The sequence below is a fragment of the Bradyrhizobium sp. USDA 4451 genome, from assembly GCF_054822585.1.
The window spans coordinates 3,909,057-3,925,978 of the sequence record NZ_JBTRCH010000001.1; the positions used below are offsets into that span (position 1 = coordinate 3,909,057).

Sequence of the window (16,922 nt, forward strand, 5' to 3'; positions counted from 1 at the left end):
CGACATGAGCAGGAATGGCGTCGCCGTCCTCGGCGTGTTCGTCGTCGATCTGGCGTTCCGCGCCGGCAACATGCCGGCGATCGGCGAGACCATCGCCGGATCTGGATTCGCGATGGGGCCCGGCGGCAAGGGCTCCAACCAGGCCGTCGCGGCCGCGCGCGCCGGCGCCAGCGTGAGTTTCATCTCGCGGATCGGCAGCGACGCCTTCGGCGAACTCGCGCTGAAGACCTGGGAGACCGAGGGAATTCGTCCGCGCGTCGCCAGGAGCGCCGAAGCGCCGACCGGCGCGGCCTTCATCTACGTCCACGAGACCCGCGGCGATAACGCGATCATCGTGGTGCCGGGTGCGGCGGGCGGGATCAGCCCGGCCGATGTCGACGCGGTGGCGGACGCCATCCGCGACTCTCGCGTGTTCGTGACCCAGCTCGAGCAGCCGGTCGATGCGGCGCGGCGCGGGCTCGAGATCGCGCGCGCCGCCGGCAGCATCACGGTGTTCAACCCCGCGCCGGCGATCACGTTCGACGACGATGGCCTGTTCGCGCTCTGCGATTATGTCGTTCCCAACGAGACCGAGGCCGAAGGGCTGACCGGCATCGCGGTCGGCGATCTCGCCGGCGCCCGCCGCGCCGGCGATGCGTTGCTGGCGAAAGGCGCCGGCACCGCCTTGATCACGCTCGGCGAGCGCGGCGCGTTGTTTCATGCGCGGGATCGCTCGCTGCACGTGCCGCCGTTCGCGGCCGGCAAGGTGGTGGAGACCGCCGGCGCGGGCGATGCATTCGTCGGCGGCTTTGCCGCAGCGCTTGCAGGCGGCGCCGATCCGCTGGAGGCGGCGCGGTTCGGTTCCGCCACGGCCGGAATCTCGGTGACCCGACCCGGCACCGCGCCCGCGATGCCGCAGCGCGCGGAGATCGACGCGCTGCTGAAGGGATGACCGCGCGATGATGCGGAACGATCCGATCAAGCATGTCTTCATCTGGCCGGCGGTGCTCGTCGTGCTGGCGATCTCGATCTTTCCGCTGATCTATTCGCTGACCACGAGCTTCCTCAGCTATCGCCTGATTCCGCCGATTCCGCCGCGCGTGGTCTGGCTCGGCAATTATGCCACGCTGTTGCAGGAGCCGCGGTTCTGGAGTGCGCTGTTCACCACAACGCTGATCGCCTTCATCGCGGTCGGGCTGCAATACGCGATCGGGTTCGGCGTCGCGCTGGCGCTGAACGCGCGGGTGCCGGGCGAGCGGCTGTTTCGCGTTGCCCTGCTGCTGCCGATGCTGCTGGCGCCGGTCGCGGTCGCGCTGGTGGCGCGCATGATCTTCAACCCGACGATGGGGCCGCTCAACCAGTTCCTGTCGAAGTTCGGGCTGGCCAATCTGCCGTTCCTCACCAACGGCCATTGGGCGCTCGCCTGCATCATCGCGGTCGAGGTCTGGCAGTGGACCCCGTTCATCATCCTGATGATGCTGGCCGGCCTGCAAACCCTTCCCGAAGATGTCTATGAGGCCGCCGAGCTCGAGAATGCCAGCGCTTGGCAGCAGTTCTGGGGTATCACCTTTCCGATGATGCTGCCGATCTCGGCCGCGGTCGTCTTCATCCGCCTGATCGAGAGCTACAAGATCATGGACACGGTGTTCGTGATGACCGGCGGCGGACCGGGCGTCGACACCGAGACGCTGACCTTATTCGCCTATCAGGAAGGCTTCAAGAAGTTCAATCTCGGCTACACGTCGGCGCTCAGCTTCCTGTTCCTGATCGCGATCACGATCATCGGCGTCACCTATCTGGCGCTGCTGCGGCCGCATCTGGAGAAGCGCCGATGAGCGGACAGGGCCTGACCGGATTGTCGCCATGGAGCCGCCGCCTGGTCGCGGTCGGTGTTCTCCTCTGGTGCCTGATCACGGTGTTTCCGCTGTATTGGGTGGTGGTGACCGCGTTCAAGACGCCGCCGGGCGTCGTCGGCGGGCCGACTTACATTCCGTTCGTCGACTTCACGCCGACCTTGCAGCCCTTCATCGATCTCTACCAGGGGATCCGCGGCGAGTTCTTCCGGACCTTCCTGAACTCGACCATCGTCGGCATGTCGGCGGCGGCGATCGCCACCGCGGTCGGCGCGATGGCGGCCTATGCGCTGGTGCGGTTCGAGTTCAAGGTCCGGCTTGGTGCGGGCCTGGTGTTCTTCCTGCTCGCGCTCGGCGGCTATCTGCTGTTCAACGCGACGTTGGGGTTGACCCGGCCGCAGGCGCTGCTGCTCGCCTTTCCGATCGCGCTGATCGCGGCCGTTATCGCCAATCGCCTGCCGCTGCCCGGGCCGATCCTCGGCAATGAGGACATCCTGTTCTGGTTCGTCAGCCAGCGCATGTTTCCGCCGATCGTCACCGCGTTCGCGCTCTATCTGCTCTACAGCGAGATCGGCCGGCTCGGCTTTCAGCTGATCGACAGCTTCGTCGGCTTGACGCTGTGCTACGTCGCGTTCTCGCTGCCGATCGTGGTCTGGCTGATGCGCGACTTCTTCGAGGCAATCCCGATCGAGGTCGAGGAGGCCGCGATGGTCGACAACGTGCCGAGCTGGCGCATCTTCATCGGCATCGTGGTGCCGATGTCGATGAACGGCCTGCTGGCGACGTTCATGATCACGCTGGCCTTCGTCTGGAACGAGTTTCTGTTCGCGCTGTTCCTGACCAATTCCAGATGGCAGACGCTGCCGATCCTGGTGGCGGGACAGAACAGCCAGCGCGGCGACGAATGGTGGGCGATTTCGGCGGCGGCGCTCGTCGCCATCGTCCCCATGATGATCATGGCGGGCCTGCTCAGCCGCATGATGCGGTCGGGCCTGCTGCTCGGGGCCATCAAATAGCAAAAGCGTATGTAGGGAGGACTAGACGATGTTACGACGGACGTTCCTGATGTTGACCACCTCGCTCGCGATCGCGGGCGCTGCGAGCCAGGCCAGTGCGGCGTGTAGCCCGGATTACACCGGCGTCACCCTGACGGTGGCGTCGCAGACCGGACCGTATATCGCGTCCGCGCTCAAGCTCGGCGCCGACGAATGGGCCAAGAAGACCTGCGGCAAGGTCAATGTGGTCGAGTTTCCCTGGTCCGAGCTCTATCCGAAGATCGCGACCTCGCTGACCGCATCGGACGCGACGTTCGACCTCGTCAGCTTCGCGCCGGCCTGGCTGCCGGACTTCGTGCCCTATCTCAGCGAGATGCCGAAGGAGATGCAGTCCGGCAAGGACTGGGACGACATCGAGCCGGCCTATCGCGAACGCCTGATGGTGTGGGAAGGCAAGATCTACTCGCAATCGATGGACGGCGACGTCCACACCTATACCTACCGCACCGACCTGTTCAGCGATCCCAAGGAGAAGGACGCGTTCAAGGCCAAGTACGGCTACGACCTCGCGCCGCCGAAGACCTGGAAGCAGTATCTCGACATCGCGGAGTTCTTCCAGCGGCCCGACAAGGGCCTGTGGGGCACGGCAGAAGCGTTCCGTCGCGGTGGTCAGCAGTTCTGGTTCTTCTTCAGCCACGCCGCGGCCTACACCAACAATCCGAACTATCCGGGTGCGATGTTCTTCGACCCCGAGACGATGGACGCGCAGATCAACAACCCGGGCTGGGTGAAGGGGCTTGAGGAATACATCCGCGCGTCGAAGCTCGGGCCGCCCAACGCGCTGAACTTCTCGTTCGGCGAGGTGAACGCCGCGGTCGCCGGCGGCCAGGTGGCGGAATCGATCGGCTGGGGCGACACCGGCGTCATCGCCGCCGACCCGAAGCAGTCGAAGATATCGGGCAAGGTCGGCTCGGCGATGCTGCCCGGTTCGGACGAGATCTGGAACGCGAAGACCAAAAAGTGGGACAAGTTCCCGAGCGTGCTGCCGGGCCCGTTCATGGCATTCGGCGGCTGGCAGATCGCGGTGCCGAAGGCCGGCAAGAACCAGCAGGCGGCGTGGGACTTCGTCAAGACGCTGACCAGTCCCGACGTGTCGGGGCAGGCGGCGATCACCGGCGGCAGCGGCGTCAATCCCTATCGCAAATCGCACACCGCCAATCTGCAACTGTGGAGCAAGATCTTCACGCCGGAAGAGGCCAAGGAATATCTCGGCGCGCAATCGGACTCCATCAACGCCAAAAACGTCGCGCTCGACATGCGTCTGCCCGGCTACTTTTCCTACACCGAGGTGGTGGAGATCGAGCTCGGCAAGGCGCTGGCCGGCCAGACCACGCCGCAGGCGGCGCTCGACGCGATGGCCAAGGAGTGGAACCGGCTGACCGACGAGTTCGGCCGGGCCAAGCAGCTCGCGGCCTATCGCGCGGCGATGGGCCTGCCGCCCAAGAACTAGCTTTCAACCGAGACATCCCGGATGATGCGCAAGTGTCATCCGGGACCTTACCTGCCGTCGACGAAGGGACGGAAAAGGATTCCATGGCGCACGTCGAGATCGAGAACGTCAGCAAGGCATACGGGCCCTACAAGATCATCGAAGGGCTCGACCTCAACGTGGCCGACGAGGAGTTTGTCGTGCTGGTCGGTCCGTCCGGCTGCGGCAAGACCACGACATTGCGCATGATCGCGGGACTGGAGGCCGTCACCGGCGGCACCATCCGCATCGGCAACCGCGACGTGACGCAGCTGCGGCCGGGCTTGCGCAATTGCGCGATGGTGTTCCAGAACTATGCGCTCTATCCACATATGACGGTCGGCGAGAACATCGGCTACGGCATGAAGGTGCGCGGTGAATCGCGCGTCAGCATCGAGAAGGCCGTCAACGACGTCGCGCGCGTGCTTGACCTCGAGCAATATCTACAGCGGAGGCCCAAGCAGTTGTCCGGCGGCCAGCGCCAGCGCGTGGCGATCGGCCGGGCCATCGTGCGCAGCCCGGATGTCTTCCTGTTCGACGAGCCCTTGTCCAATCTCGACGCCAAGCTGCGCATCGAGATGCGGACCGAGATCAAGGCGCTGCACCGCCGCCTCGCCAAGACCATCGTCTATGTCACGCACGACCAAGTCGAAGCCATGACGATGGCGGACCGCGTCGTGGTGATGAACAAGGGCCGGATCGAGCAGGCGGCCGATCCGATCACGATCTACGAGAAGCCGAGCAATCTCTTTGTCGCGGGCTTCATGGGCGCGCCCAGCATGAACTTCATTCATGGCGAGATTGTCGCCCGCGACGGCGCGCTCACCTTCACCGAGCCGTCGGGCACGGCGTTGCGATTTCCGAAGTCGCGTGAGACGGCCTATGCCGGCAGCGTCGGCAAGCCGGTGGTGCTCGGCGTGCGGCCCGATCATGTGTTGCGCGAAGGCGCCCCGGCGGGCTCGTCCATCCGCATCCTTGTGAAGGACGTGGAGCCGCTCGGGCCGCACACGCTGGTGATCGGGACGGTCGGCGCGTTCGCGTTCACGGCGCAAATGCCGGTCGGCGTCGCCGCCGCGCCGGATCATGCGATCGACGTCGCGCTCGATCTCGAGCGAACGCATTTGTTCGACAAGGCGTCGGGGATGGCGATTTGCTGATCGGCCTGCCCGCTCAACGGCTCCGGGTGAGGGCTCTTGCCTCTCGATAGACCATAAACCCTCACCCGATTTGCTGCGCAAATCGACCTCTCCCAAGGGAGAGGTGAACTTTCGATGCCGTTGCAGCTCAACCTAATCTCATCATGCGCTAGCTGCTGAACCCTCGCACGCGCCGGACGGTATCGGACGGATATAGGCCGAAAGCCGAGCGGTACACCGCAGCGAAGCGGCCCATATGGGTAAAGCCCCACTTCAGGGCGACTTCGCTGACCGGAAGCATGTTCTCCGGTCGCGACAGCTCATCGTGGATTGCCTCGAGGCGAATTTGCCGCAGATAGGCGACCGGCGTCGTGTCGTGGATCTTGCGGAAACCCAGTTGCAGGAGCCGGCTGCTGACGCCGACCGTCGCGGCAATGTCCGATATCGTCAGCGGAAGGTGCGGATTGGCGCGCATATATTCGACCGCCTGCCGGATGTAGCGCGGCGGTGTGTCCAGCGGGTGGCGGTTCAGGCGGTCGGTCAGCCGGTGGGGAACATTCTCGAGGATCAGCTGTATCGCAGCCTCGGACAGCAGCGCGCTGGCCTTCGGGGAGCGCGCCAGGGTCCCGTCGTACAAACCGGTCGCGCTCGTGCGAACCAGTTGAAGAAGCGTTTGCCCGGCTCCCGTGGACACGTCGACGATCGGCGTCAAATTGAGATCTTCGAGCGCTGCGCTCCCGAAAGTCGCAGACAGCACCTTTGTGACGATGCCCGTATGCAGCGTCAGCGTGACGCTTGAGTATCTTCGGTCGACCACTTCGACGCGCTGCGCCTCCATCGTCGGGAGGGGGACGATGGCGATCTCGGACGGGGTTCGCTCGATGCTCTTTCCTGCAATCAGCGTCTCGGCCTTGCCGACATTCAGCAGGCCTATTGCGAGCTCTCCGGCGGAGTCCTCGTAGGAGTAGCGCCAATCCCAGCCTGCGGAAAGGTCCGCCCGCACGACGTCGATTTCCGCTCCAATTGCAATATCGGCATGCCAGCGAAACGATCCGTCAGACTGCGGCGAGGAGTGGGCACTGATCCCGTGCGGTCTGAGCATTTCGAGGAGATCTTCAAACGAAGAGCCCGATCGTGTGGGGGGTGCAGCGAGTACGTCTTCGACCATTAATCCCAACCAGTTGCTGTGCGCGACATGACCCGATCCATCCGGACCGCGGTCCATCATTCAGGACGCCTGCCACACGCACAACCCGCACGATCACAATAGCACAGCTTAAGGAATACAGCTCCCGTTCTCTTTTTCTTCTCCCTCAATATCCAATTGCCGAACGGAATATCCATCACGCGAACATCGAGCCGCGAAAGGTAAGATTTGATCCAATTCCTCGCCTCGATTGACGGCGATGCCGCAGCGACCATCGCCCGCCGCGCCTTCGCTGCGGTGCTGATGTTCTGAAGCTACAGCGAGCGTGACGCGTGAGTGATCACTAGCCGAAATCCGAACGCGCCCATCCGGAATGCGATGGCATCCATGGACTCGTAGCCCATTTGGCCTACATCGTCCCGACCAACTCAAACGGGTTATGAAAGCATGCTTACAAGGATTACTTGCGTATTCGCGCTTACGGTTGTTTCGTCCATACCTGCGCTGGCCGATAGCTGCGCAGATCACGTCCAGAGCGCCGGCGTTCCGATGGTATCGGGCATGACGCACAAGACCTGGATGACCTTCCCGTCGGTCAATCCCGGTGTCGCCCTCGACAAGGTGTCGCGCGCCGTACTGGCGGAGGGCTTTGTCGGTGTGAACGTCGACAAGAAACTCGGCACGGTGACCACCCAGCAGGAGACCACCGGATCCGGCCGGCCCCAAACCTTGCAAGTCGTCGTCCGCAAGGACGGCAAAGGCAGCCGCGTCGATGCGAGCTTCATCTTGCCGCCGGGACAGCTGGCTCCAGGCGTCGGCGATAATCTCTGCCGCGTCGTGAACGCAGCCGGCCAGTGAACTCCGCCCATCCGTGAAGCAAGGCTGACGCGCGAATCGTAACCGGCCGCGCGTGCAAGGGTGTCGTCCGGTCCCGCACCGGACGAACCATCCATGTTGAGGGAATTGGGACGCCGGTGCCGGCCTGCGCCCACAGCAATGAAGCAGGAGATATGATGCGTAGGGCTCGCTTTCTGAAAGTCGCTTTGACGGCCACCACCGGCGTTATGATGTTGTCCGCCTCCGCGATCTCGGCTCCGCTGCAGCACGGCGCCGGTGTTGCGGCCGCGGTGCCGCCAGCGGCCGAGCAGGTCTGGTGCCGTTACGGGAATTGCTACGACAATGGCGGCGGTGCGGCCGTCGGCGGACTGGTCGGAGGCCTCATCGGCGGCGTCATCGCGGCCGGTGCAGCCAATGCCGCCGCGCAGCAGGAAGCTGCTGCGGCCCAGCAGCACGCGGCGTCTTGCGCGCAGCGCTATCGCTCGTACGATGCCGCATCGAATACCTTCCAGGCAAAGGACGGCCGGCGCTATCCCTGTCAGTAAGCGTTGAAGCTTTTAGTCGCGACCATATTGCGTTCGGGCTGCGGTGTGGCACCGCAGCCCGTTTTATTTGTCGGGATCGCCACAAGACAGGCCGTGCGGAGTCAATCCGCCGAGAAGCCGAACGGCACGCTCGAGGTTCTGAAATCGTCGGGAAGAATCTCGCGCCCGATCGGGGGCGCCGACCGCGCCGCGCATCGCGGGCGATGGCAGACCCGGCAGGCGACGCCGATCGGGGTCGGCTCGTCCGCGTTCGGTCCCCGTCCATCGCGGGTGTAGATCAACTGGCCGGCATGCTCGGCGGCGCAGCCGATCGCGATCGCACGCTCGACCCGGATGGCGCCGAACGCGCCGCCGCCGGCGGTCACGGTGCGGGCGATCGAGAAGAACCGCTGACCGTCCGGTAATTCCAGCCATTGCGTGACGATCTGGCGCGGCGTCTTGAAGATATCGTGGACCGACCACAGCGGGCAGGCGCCGCCGTGCTTCGCGAACGGAAATCCGGCGCCATCGAGCAGCTTGGAGATGTTGCCGGCGGGATCGACGCGGACCAGGAAGAACGGCACCTTCTCGAGACCCGGCCGCTGCAAGGTCGTGACGCGGTGCGCGGTCTGCTCGAAGCTGGTGCCGAATTGACGTGCCAGCGCCTCCAGATCGTAGCGCCGCGTCTCGACCGCTTTCGCAAACACCGAGTAGGGCATGATGAGCGCGGCCGCGGCGTAGGCTGCGAGTGCGCGGCGAGCCAGCAATTCGGCGCTCTTGCTGCTGAACTTGCCGTCTTCCACCGCCGCGCTGATCTCGCCTTCGAGTTCCAGATAAGCGAGTTGCTTGGCGAGCTGGAAATTGAGGCCTGCGGTATCGAGCGAGTCCTCGAGCAGCAATTGCCGGCGATGCAGGTCGAGCCGCCTGACCGAACCGAGCATGACGTTCGGCGGCAGATAGCGGACCTGGAGCTTGTGACGCTCGCGAAGCCGCTCGATGAACCCGGCTGGTCCAGCCGGTTCATGGACGAGACGCTCGGCGGCATCGTCGAGATTGGCGAAATTGTTGCGGCGCGCGGCGAGGAAGCGCCGGACTTCCGCAACCGGATCGTTGGCATCGAAGTTCTCGCCCGGCAGCAAGGCCGCACCTGCCAGGTCGGGCGCGCGCCGCTCCGCCAGCGCCAGCTGCTCTTCGCGATAGGCGGTGTAGAGGCGCAGGAACGCCTCGGTCATTCCGGGATAGCTCACCGCGAGGTCGCTGACCTCGAGCGCGGGGATGTCGATGTCGGCAAACATCGGTTCCTTCAGGACCGACTGCATGCGCGCGGTGTGATCGGCACCGCCGTCGCCGGCGAGATCGGCCAGATCGATCTTGTAGGTGCGGGCGAGGCGCAGCAGCATGTCCGCCGTCACCGGGCGCTGGTTGCGTTCCAGCAGCGCGACATAGGGGGCGGAAATCTCGAGATCGGCGGCCATATCCGCCTGGGTCAGGCCGAGGTCGCGCCGCAGCCGGCGCAGCCGGGGGCCCATGAAAACCGAACGGGCGGTTGAGGTGACCATCGCCTAATCCATGTAAGATTCTTACAACAATACAACGCTTTCTTGTAAGTTATGACAAGTTTTCCGCGCCAGGTCTAGCTCCTGACGGCGCCGCGGGTCACAAACGGTGCAGTTATTTCGTCACCGAAGGGATCACGGACATGAACTTCCAACCGCGCGGGATCAGCGACCGGGCCATCCAGGGACCGGCTTCGTATCAGAGCGAGATCGAGGCGGCCGAGGCGCTGCTCAAGACCAAGGATACCTGGAACGGCGTCACCGCCGAAGCCGTGGCGCGCATGCGCCTGCAGAACCGCTTCAAGACTGGTCTCGATGTCGCCCGCTACACGGCTGCGCTGATGCGCGCCGACATGGCCGCCTATGACGCCGACAGCACCAAGTACACCCAGTCGCTCGGCTGCTGGCACGGCTTCATCGCCCAGCAGAAGCTGATCTCGGTCAAGAAGCACTTCGGCAATACCGACCGCCGCTACCTGTATCTGTCGGGCTGGATGATCGCGGCGCTGCGCTCCGAGTTCGGCCCGCTGCCGGATCAGTCGATGCACGAGAAGACCTCGGTGCCGGCCCTGATCGAAGAGCTCTACACCTTCCTGCGTCAGGCGGATTCGCGTGAGCTCAACGATATCTTCCGCGCGCTCGATGCGGCGCGTAAGGAAGGCGACAAGGCCAAGGAAAAGGCGCTGATCGAGAAGATCGACAACTTCCAGACCCACGTCGTGCCCGTGATCGCCGACATCGACGCCGGCTTCGGAAACGCGGAAGCGACATATCTGCTCGCCAAGAAGATGATCGAGGCGGGCGCCTGCGCCCTGCAGATCGAGAACCAGGTCTCCGACGAGAAGCAGTGCGGCCACCAGGACGGCAAGGTCACCGTGCCGCATGAGGTGTTCATCGCGAAGATCCGCGCCTGCCGCCATGCGTTCCTCGAGCTCGGGGTCGAGGACGGCATCATCGTCACCCGCACCGACTCGCTCGGCGCAGGTCTCACGCAGCAGATCGCCGTCAGCCACAAGCCCGGCGACATCGGCGACCAGTACAACAGCTTCCTCGATTGCGAGGAAGTGACGGCTGCCAACGCGCGCAACGGCGACGTCATCATCAACCAGAACGGCAAGATGATGCGTCCGAAGCGGCTGCCCAGCAACCTCTACCAGTTCCGTCCCGGCACCGGTGCGGACCGCTGCGTGCTCGACTGCATCACCTCGCTGCAGAACGGCGCCGACCTGTTGTGGATCGAGACCGAGAAGCCGCATATCGAGCAGATCGCCTCGATGGTCGATCGCATCCGCAAGGTCATTCCGAACGCCAAGCTCGCCTACAACAACTCGCCGTCCTTCAACTGGACCCTCAACTTCCGTTGGCAGGTCTACGACGCGATGAAGGAAGCGGGTCAGGATGTCAGCAAGTACAACCGCGCCGAGCTGATGAAGGCGGAGTACGACGACACGCCGCTGGCGAAGGAAGCCGACGAGCGGATCCGCACCTTCCAGGCGGACTCGGCCAAGCGCGCCGGCATCTTCCACCATCTGATCACGCTGCCGACCTATCACACGGCTGCGCTGTCGACCGACAATCTCGCGCGGGAATATTTCGGCGAGCAGGGCATGCTCGGCTACGTCAAGAACGTGCAGCGCGCGGAGATCCGTCAGGGCATCGCCTGCGTCAAGCATCAGAACATGGCGGGCTCCGACATCGGCGACGATCACAAGGAATACTTCGCCGGTGAAGCCGCCCTCAAGGCGGGCGGCGCCCACAACACGATGAACCAGTTCGGCTAATCGAACGGATCATTCCGACCATCGGCTGGACAGGCTGGCTTGCGAGCAGCCACCTGTCCGCCGACTTGACGGGGCGATTTCGACCACTGGTCGAAATTGCCCCGCAACGTTTTGCAGAGCCGCTTAGTCGCGATCCGCGGCAGCATTCACCGCCGTCGTCCCTGCGAAAGCTATCAAGTCCGTCATCCTGAGGAGCGCGTAGCGCGTCTCGAAGGATCGACGGCCACCGGCCGTGCATCCTTCGAGGCTCGCCCAGCGGCGCAATCGCGCCGCAAGGCTCGCACCTCAGGATGACGGTCTAGGTCGGCAAGTCGGAGAAGTTCATTCCCCCGCAACGAGGTGGCCGACCGGCTGATGCGCGAGGCGGCGGTGCCTGCGGCGCGACAGATAGAGCAGCAGGCCAGTCACGGCGAACAGCGGCATCATCGCGGCCGCCAGCATGAAGGCGAGCTTGCCCGGCCAGCCCAGGATGGCGCCGCGGTGGATGTCGAGCACGCCTGCCAGCACGCGCTCGCCGAAGGTCTTGTCGGCGTAGCGATCCGAGGAGATGACGCGCTTGGTGACCGCATCGATGCGGAATTCGTCGCGCACGCTCTCGAGCGATGAATCCCGTGGCCATGACCGCACGCGCACCGCCGTGCCTGCGCCGGCCGGCAGGGTCAGCAATGCGCGTCCGTAATCGTTGTTCTCCTGCTGCAGGAACGCTGACCAGACGTGATCGAACACCAGCGGTTTTGCCTCGGCCTTCGCGTGCGCCCCGGCTTCAGCCTTGCCCTCTGCAGCGACCGTGCCGCGTGGTGATTTGGGTTGCACCGCTGCGGCCGTGGCCTGAGGCCGCGCGAACAGCCAGTTGGCGCCGGCCTTGTACCATTCGAACGAATACCACAGGCCGGTGAGCGTCATCACCAGATAGACCGGCAGCACCCAGGTGCCGATCACGGCATGCAGCGAGCGGTGCAGGCCACGCCCGCGCAGGCCGAAATTGGGCTTCAGCCACATCTTCACGCTGCGCGCGCGATGCGGCCAGCGCAGCACGAGGCCGGATATCAGCATCACGATCAGGCATATTGCGGCCGACCCGGTGATCTTGCGGCCAACGCCATTGCCGTCGCCCGGCAGCAGCAGCCAGCGATGCAGCTTGCGGACGGTGGCGAAGAAGTCCTCACCGCGCGGCGAACCGAGCACATGTCCGTCATAGGGGTCGACATAGACCGAAGACGGCCGCGCGCCGCCATCGCTGCGGGCAAAGCGGATACGCGCCGCGGCCGACGGATCGCTGGACATGGTGACGGCCGAGACCTTGCCGAAGTCGCCGGCTGTCTGAAGCCGCGCGACCAGTTCGTCCGGCGTCAGCCGCCGGGCGGCGCTGGCGTCGACATGCATCATGTGGCTGTTCAGGCTGGCCTCGATCTCATCCTCAAAGGCCATGGTCGCGCCGGTGAGCCCGACCACGGCCCAGAGCAGGGCCAGCACGAGGCCAACGACGGAATGGACCTGCAACAGCGCGGCCTTGATCGGGCGTCGGAGGTCACTCATCGATTCCGGCCTTTCGGATCAGGGCGATCGCGGCCGCTTGATGCGCGGCGATCTCGTCGACAGGCAGTGCATCGGCAGGGAACGATCCGATGCCCTCGACGATCGGCGGCAGCTTTGCGGTCGCAAGGACGGGATATTCCAGCTCGGCAGCGGCAAAGATCGTCTGCGCGTCGGCTGTGACGAGGAATTCGAGGAACGCGCGCGCGGCGGCCGGATGCGGCGCATGCCGGGCGATCGCCGCGCCGGTGAGGTTGACGTGACTGCCGCCGTCCGTGAATGCGGTCGGTACCGGTTTCACGGCATCCGCCCATACGCGCCAGTCATTGCCTTCACGGCCGTCGCGCAGCTGGGCCAGCGCGACCGTGTTGCCTATGCCGATGGCGCAGTGGCCTTCGGCGATATCGCGGGCCACGTCGTTGTCCTTGCCGGCCGGTTTGCGCGCGAGATTGGCCTTCAACCCGGCGAGCCAGGTTTCCGTTGCGTCCGTCCCGTGATGCGCAAGATAGGCTGCGACCAGCGCGACATTGTTCTGGTGCGCGGCCGGCCGCATGCACAATTTGCCGCGCCATTTGGCATCGGCGAGGTCTTCATAGGTGATTGCGGCGAGGGGATCGTCCTTGCGCGCGAACACCACGCGCGGACGGATGGCGAGCGCAATCCATTCGCCGTCCTTGCCACGCAGGTTCGCCGGCACCGCCCGATCGAGCGTGGGCGATGCAAGCGCCTGCGTCAGCCCGCGCGTCGCCAGTTGCGTCGTCTTGTCGAGACCGATGCTAAGCAGCACATCCGCCGGCGAATTGTCGCCTTCCGAAGTCAGGCGGTTGACCAGGCCGTCTTCGATGAAGACGGTCTTGACCTTGGTGCCGCGCGCGGCCGTGAAGGCCGCGATGACAGGCGCGACCAGATGGGCTTCCCGGGTCGAATAAAGCGTGAGCTCGTCGGCGCGGACGCTGGTGGCGAGCGCGGTCGTGGCCAGGATGGCGAGCAGTCCGATCGCTATCCGACCTGCGCGCATGCTAGAATTTCACCGTCGCCGAGAGCGAGAAGCGCCGCGCGTCGCCCATCGCCACGGCCAGATTGCTGACGGCCGAGGGATAGTAGACGGTGTCGAACAGGTTCTTGACGTTGAACTGGTAGATCACCGGGAAGCTCTGGACCTTGGTCTCGTAGGTCGCAAACGCATCCGCGACGGTGTAGGCCGGCAGCACGAAGCTGTTCGCGGCATCGCCGGGCCGGTCGCCGACATAGCGCGCACCGCCGCCGAGACGCAGCCGGCCGGGCAGGGTGGTGCCGAAATCGTAGACCAGATAGAGCGAGGCGGTGTTGAGCGCGACGTTCTGCAAGGCGTTGCCGGCGAGCGTCGGATCCTCGGTGACGCGTGCATCGGTGTAGGCGTAGCTGCCGATCATGCTCCAGCTGTCGGTCAGCCTGCCGGTGACGTCGAGCTCGACGCCGCGCGAGCGAACCTTGCCGGCGGTGCGGTACTCGACGATGCCGTTCGAGGCGTTGAGCTGCGAGACCAGCACGTTCTTCTTGTCGATGTCGTAGAACGCAAGCGTGCCGGAGATCCGCTTGTTGACGTCGAACTTGACGCCGGTCTCCCACTGGGTGCCCTGTTCGGGCGCGATGTTGGAGCCGATCACGACACCGCCGGTGAGCGGCGCGATGGTCGAGGTCGGCTTCAGCGACTGCGTGTAGCTCGCATATAGCGAGACCTCGTCGGTGAGCTTGAGGATCGCGCCGGCGAGCGGCAGCACCTTGTCCGCCGACACGTTGGTGTTGGTGATGAACGGCCGACCCCTGCCGGCGATCTGGTCGTAGTCCATGTAGCGCACGCCGCCGACCAGCGCGAAGCGTTCGGTCAGATGCAGCGTGTCCTGGAAGAACAGCGACCACTGGCCGAGCTTGTCGGTCTGGGCGCTGTCGCTGGCGGAGACCGTGGTGCCCGGCGAGACCAGGCCATAGACCGGGTTGTAGAAGTTGAAGCTCGGCGTCGCCTGCCGGATCAGATTGTCGCGATAGATCGTGCGATACTGGCTGTCGCCGCCGAACAGCACCTCGTTGCGGAAGCCGCCGAGCCAGACATTGCCCTGCAGATAGGAGGTGCCGTAGCTGGCATTGCTCAGCGAGCCCTGCGTGCCGTCATTGCTGCGGGTCTCGACGCCGGTCTTGGCGTTGATGCCGGTGATGCGGAGCTGGTTGGCGCTGAAGCTCTCGGTGTTGTAGCTGTAGGCCGCGAACAGCTTCCAGTCCTGGTTCAGGCGGTGCTCGACCGAGGCCTGCATCAGGTCGGAGGTTCCCCACATGTTGTTGAAGGGCTCGTCGAGCCGGCGCGTCGCGGGAATCGCAAGCGGTGCATTGTTGACGAACGCGGTGCCGCGGTCGAACGGCGTGATGAATTCGCGGTGCTCATAGTTGAGCTGCACGGTGGTGTTGTCGCCATACCAGGCCAGCGACGGCGCGACCAGCATCTCGCGATGCCGTCCGAAATTGCGCCAATAGTCCTCGCTGACGCCATAGCCGATGAAGCGATAGGCGAGGCCGCCATCGCCGATCGGGCCGGTGATGTCGACCGTGCCGTCGGCGCCGGTCTTCGAGTTGGCGTAGGTCGAGCCGAGCAGCGTCACCGAGCCGTGCTGGTAGAGCTCGGGGCGCTTGCTGATCGTGTTGACGATGCCGCCGGGATCCATGATGCCGTAGAGCAGCGACGCTGGACCCTTCAAGACCTCGACGCTTTCGACCGCCGCATTGAGGCTGCGGCCTTGCACCAACGGCATGCCGTTGCGCATGATCGAGCCGTCGCGGTTGTCGCCGAAGCCGCGCCGCATCACGGCGTCCTGGGTGCCGGCCAGCGTGTTGCCCTGGGTGACGCCGCTGACATTGGCCAGCGCATCATCGAGATTGCGCGGCAGCTGATCCTTCAACACCTGCTCGGGCACGACGTTGACGGTTTGCGCGGTGTCGAGCGGCGAGGCGCCGCTGCGCAGCGTGGTCGAACTCGGCATCGCGCGGTAATGCAGCTTGGCTTCGTTCAGCACCGCGGCGGCTGCCGCCGCGCGCTGCGAGGGGGTCGGTGCTGTTGGTTGGGCGTTGCGGGCGCGCTGCCGTGCCGCCGCCTGCGTTCGCTGCGCCGACCGTGCCGAACTGGCTGCCGGCTTGCGCTTCTGGGTCGGCTGCTCCACCGTGACCGGCGGCAACGGCACGCTCGATTGGGCGCCTGCCGGGGTCGCCGCGGAGGAGACGTCGGCGAGCAGGAATGCTGCACCGATCAGCAGGTGGGTGCGGCCCTTGTCGGCGGCATTTCGACGGTCGCCGGCAACCCGGCGATCAGCATTCACAGGCACTCTTGGACTTCCGATTCACGCGAACTCATTCACGCCGCGCCTCTAGCAGTCGGCGCGCGCGAAAAGAACCGGAGCAGACTTGAATCCCTCTAACCGCGGTGAATTTGAATCGTTCTAAGACGCCGCAAGACTCGCGCGTGCGCGAGCCCTGCACCTCATGACTTGGTTGTCGCGATGACTTGGTTGTCGCGTCAGCGCGTCAATTGGTCGCGATTGTGGCGAGAGACGACAGTCGTCGTCCTGTCACGCCTCGAGCGTAGTGTCGCCCGTGTGGCGCGATGCGCCTTACGACAATGTCAGGCTGACAGGCGCCTTGCCGACCATTCCCGTGCTGACGCCGTCGCGGGCCATCGATTCGATCTCGCCCCAGTTCTCGCGAAAGATTCGCGCCGCCTCGTTGGCGCTCTCGGCCTGGATCGTCAGACTGCACGCGCGTCGCGTGCCATTGCTGGCAAGCTGAAAGTAAAGGACATAGCCGGATGAGTCCGCGTTCCGCGCGGCCAACGGTGCCTGCTGCATGTAGGTTTTCCCCAAGTGTTCTTGTTGCGCCACCGGTAGTCAGCATTGGGCCGGGATGCGGCACAGTCGTGGTCGCGATCGAACCAAGCTGAACGTTTGTTCATTTTGTTCGCCGGTGTTGCCGGGATTCAACAGGCGATGGAACCGGCGATGCGCACGGTTGCAACTCAGCCGCGACCACGGCGCC

At 64.8% G+C, this 16,922-nt stretch carries 14 protein-coding genes; 8 read left to right on the top strand and 6 right to left on the bottom strand.

Features of this window, described 5'->3' with window-relative positions:
- The first annotated feature begins 4 nt into the window (after positions 1 to 4).
- The 5 genes from ACVMB0_RS18090 (at position 5) to ACVMB0_RS18110 (ending at position 5,512) form a co-directional block, all read left to right on the top strand.
- Positions 5 to 931, top strand: a complete 927-nt coding sequence (locus ACVMB0_RS18090) for a ribokinase (RefSeq protein WP_461347158.1) — start codon at positions 5 to 7, stop codon at positions 929 to 931.
- A 7-nt stretch (positions 932 to 938) separates the two neighbouring features.
- A complete protein-coding gene (locus ACVMB0_RS18095) occupies positions 939 to 1,814 on the top strand; it encodes a carbohydrate ABC transporter permease (protein ID WP_456749473.1) in 876 nt (291 codons plus the stop codon).
- The gene (locus tag ACVMB0_RS18100; protein ID WP_461347159.1) at positions 1,811 to 2,848 is read left to right on the top strand and encodes a carbohydrate ABC transporter permease; all 1,038 of its coding nucleotides are present in this window, start codon (positions 1,811 to 1,813) and stop codon (positions 2,846 to 2,848) included. Before ACVMB0_RS18095 ends, ACVMB0_RS18100 begins: the two co-directional genes overlap by 4 nt.
- Before the next feature lie 49 nt (positions 2,849 to 2,897).
- Positions 2,898 to 4,337 carry an extracellular solute-binding protein gene (locus ACVMB0_RS18105; protein WP_456756259.1) on the top strand — a complete coding sequence of 480 codons (1,440 nt, stop codon included), beginning with the start codon at positions 2,898 to 2,900 and terminating at the stop codon, positions 4,335 to 4,337.
- Positions 4,338 to 4,420: 83 nt separating this feature from the next.
- Entirely contained in the window at positions 4,421 to 5,512 is a 1,092-nt protein-coding gene (locus ACVMB0_RS18110; RefSeq protein WP_461347160.1) for an ABC transporter ATP-binding protein, read from the top strand.
- A 148-nt stretch (positions 5,513 to 5,660) separates the two neighbouring features.
- On the opposite strand, the gene ACVMB0_RS18115 is transcribed toward ACVMB0_RS18110, so the two are convergent.
- Entirely contained in the window at positions 5,661 to 6,719 is a 1,059-nt protein-coding gene (locus tag ACVMB0_RS18115) for a helix-turn-helix transcriptional regulator (protein WP_461347161.1), read from the bottom strand.
- 480 nt (positions 6,720 to 7,199) lie between these two features.
- On the opposite strand from ACVMB0_RS18115, the gene ACVMB0_RS18120 reads away from it, so the two are divergent.
- Positions 7,200 to 7,496 (top strand): hypothetical protein, encoded by a 297-nt coding sequence (locus tag ACVMB0_RS18120; protein WP_456749468.1) that lies wholly within the window; start codon positions 7,200 to 7,202, stop codon positions 7,494 to 7,496.
- A gap of 155 nt (positions 7,497 to 7,651) precedes the next feature.
- On the top strand, positions 7,652 to 8,020 hold the full coding sequence (locus ACVMB0_RS18125; protein WP_456798716.1) for a BA14K family protein: 369 nt from the start codon (positions 7,652 to 7,654) through the stop codon (positions 8,018 to 8,020).
- 101 nt (positions 8,021 to 8,121) lie between these two features.
- Here the strand turns inward: ACVMB0_RS18125 and ACVMB0_RS18130 are convergent, their stop codons facing one another.
- The gene (locus ACVMB0_RS18130; RefSeq protein ID WP_461347162.1) at positions 8,122 to 9,558 is read right to left on the bottom strand and encodes a helix-turn-helix domain-containing protein; all 1,437 of its coding nucleotides are present in this window, start codon (positions 9,556 to 9,558) and stop codon (positions 8,122 to 8,124) included.
- A gap of 140 nt (positions 9,559 to 9,698) precedes the next feature.
- Here ACVMB0_RS18130 and ACVMB0_RS18135 point away from each other — a divergent pair, with 140 nt between their 5' ends.
- Positions 9,699 to 11,336 carry an isocitrate lyase gene (locus ACVMB0_RS18135; RefSeq protein ID WP_050401550.1) on the top strand — a complete coding sequence of 546 codons (1,638 nt, stop codon included), beginning with the start codon at positions 9,699 to 9,701 and terminating at the stop codon, positions 11,334 to 11,336.
- 321 nt (positions 11,337 to 11,657) lie between these two features.
- Here the strand turns inward: ACVMB0_RS18135 and ACVMB0_RS18140 are convergent, their stop codons facing one another.
- The 4 genes from ACVMB0_RS18140 to ACVMB0_RS18155 all read right to left on the bottom strand — a co-directional run bounded on the left by ACVMB0_RS18140 (position 11,658) and on the right by ACVMB0_RS18155 (position 16,735).
- On the bottom strand, positions 11,658 to 12,872 hold the full coding sequence (locus ACVMB0_RS18140) for a PepSY-associated TM helix domain-containing protein (RefSeq protein ID WP_461347163.1): 1,215 nt from the start codon (positions 12,870 to 12,872) through the stop codon (positions 11,658 to 11,660).
- The gene (locus tag ACVMB0_RS18145; RefSeq protein ID WP_456798713.1) at positions 12,865 to 13,887 is read right to left on the bottom strand and encodes an extracellular solute-binding protein; all 1,023 of its coding nucleotides are present in this window, start codon (positions 13,885 to 13,887) and stop codon (positions 12,865 to 12,867) included. Before ACVMB0_RS18145 ends, ACVMB0_RS18140 begins: the two co-directional genes overlap by 8 nt.
- A gap of 1 nt (position 13,888) precedes the next feature.
- Positions 13,889 to 16,210, bottom strand: coding sequence for a TonB-dependent siderophore receptor (locus ACVMB0_RS18150; protein ID WP_461347164.1), 2,322 nt, complete (start codon positions 16,208 to 16,210; stop codon positions 13,889 to 13,891).
- Between the two features lie 291 nt (positions 16,211 to 16,501).
- Entirely contained in the window at positions 16,502 to 16,735 is a 234-nt protein-coding gene (locus tag ACVMB0_RS18155) for a hypothetical protein (protein ID WP_456749462.1), read from the bottom strand.
- Positions 16,736 to 16,922: the final 187 nt, after the last annotated feature.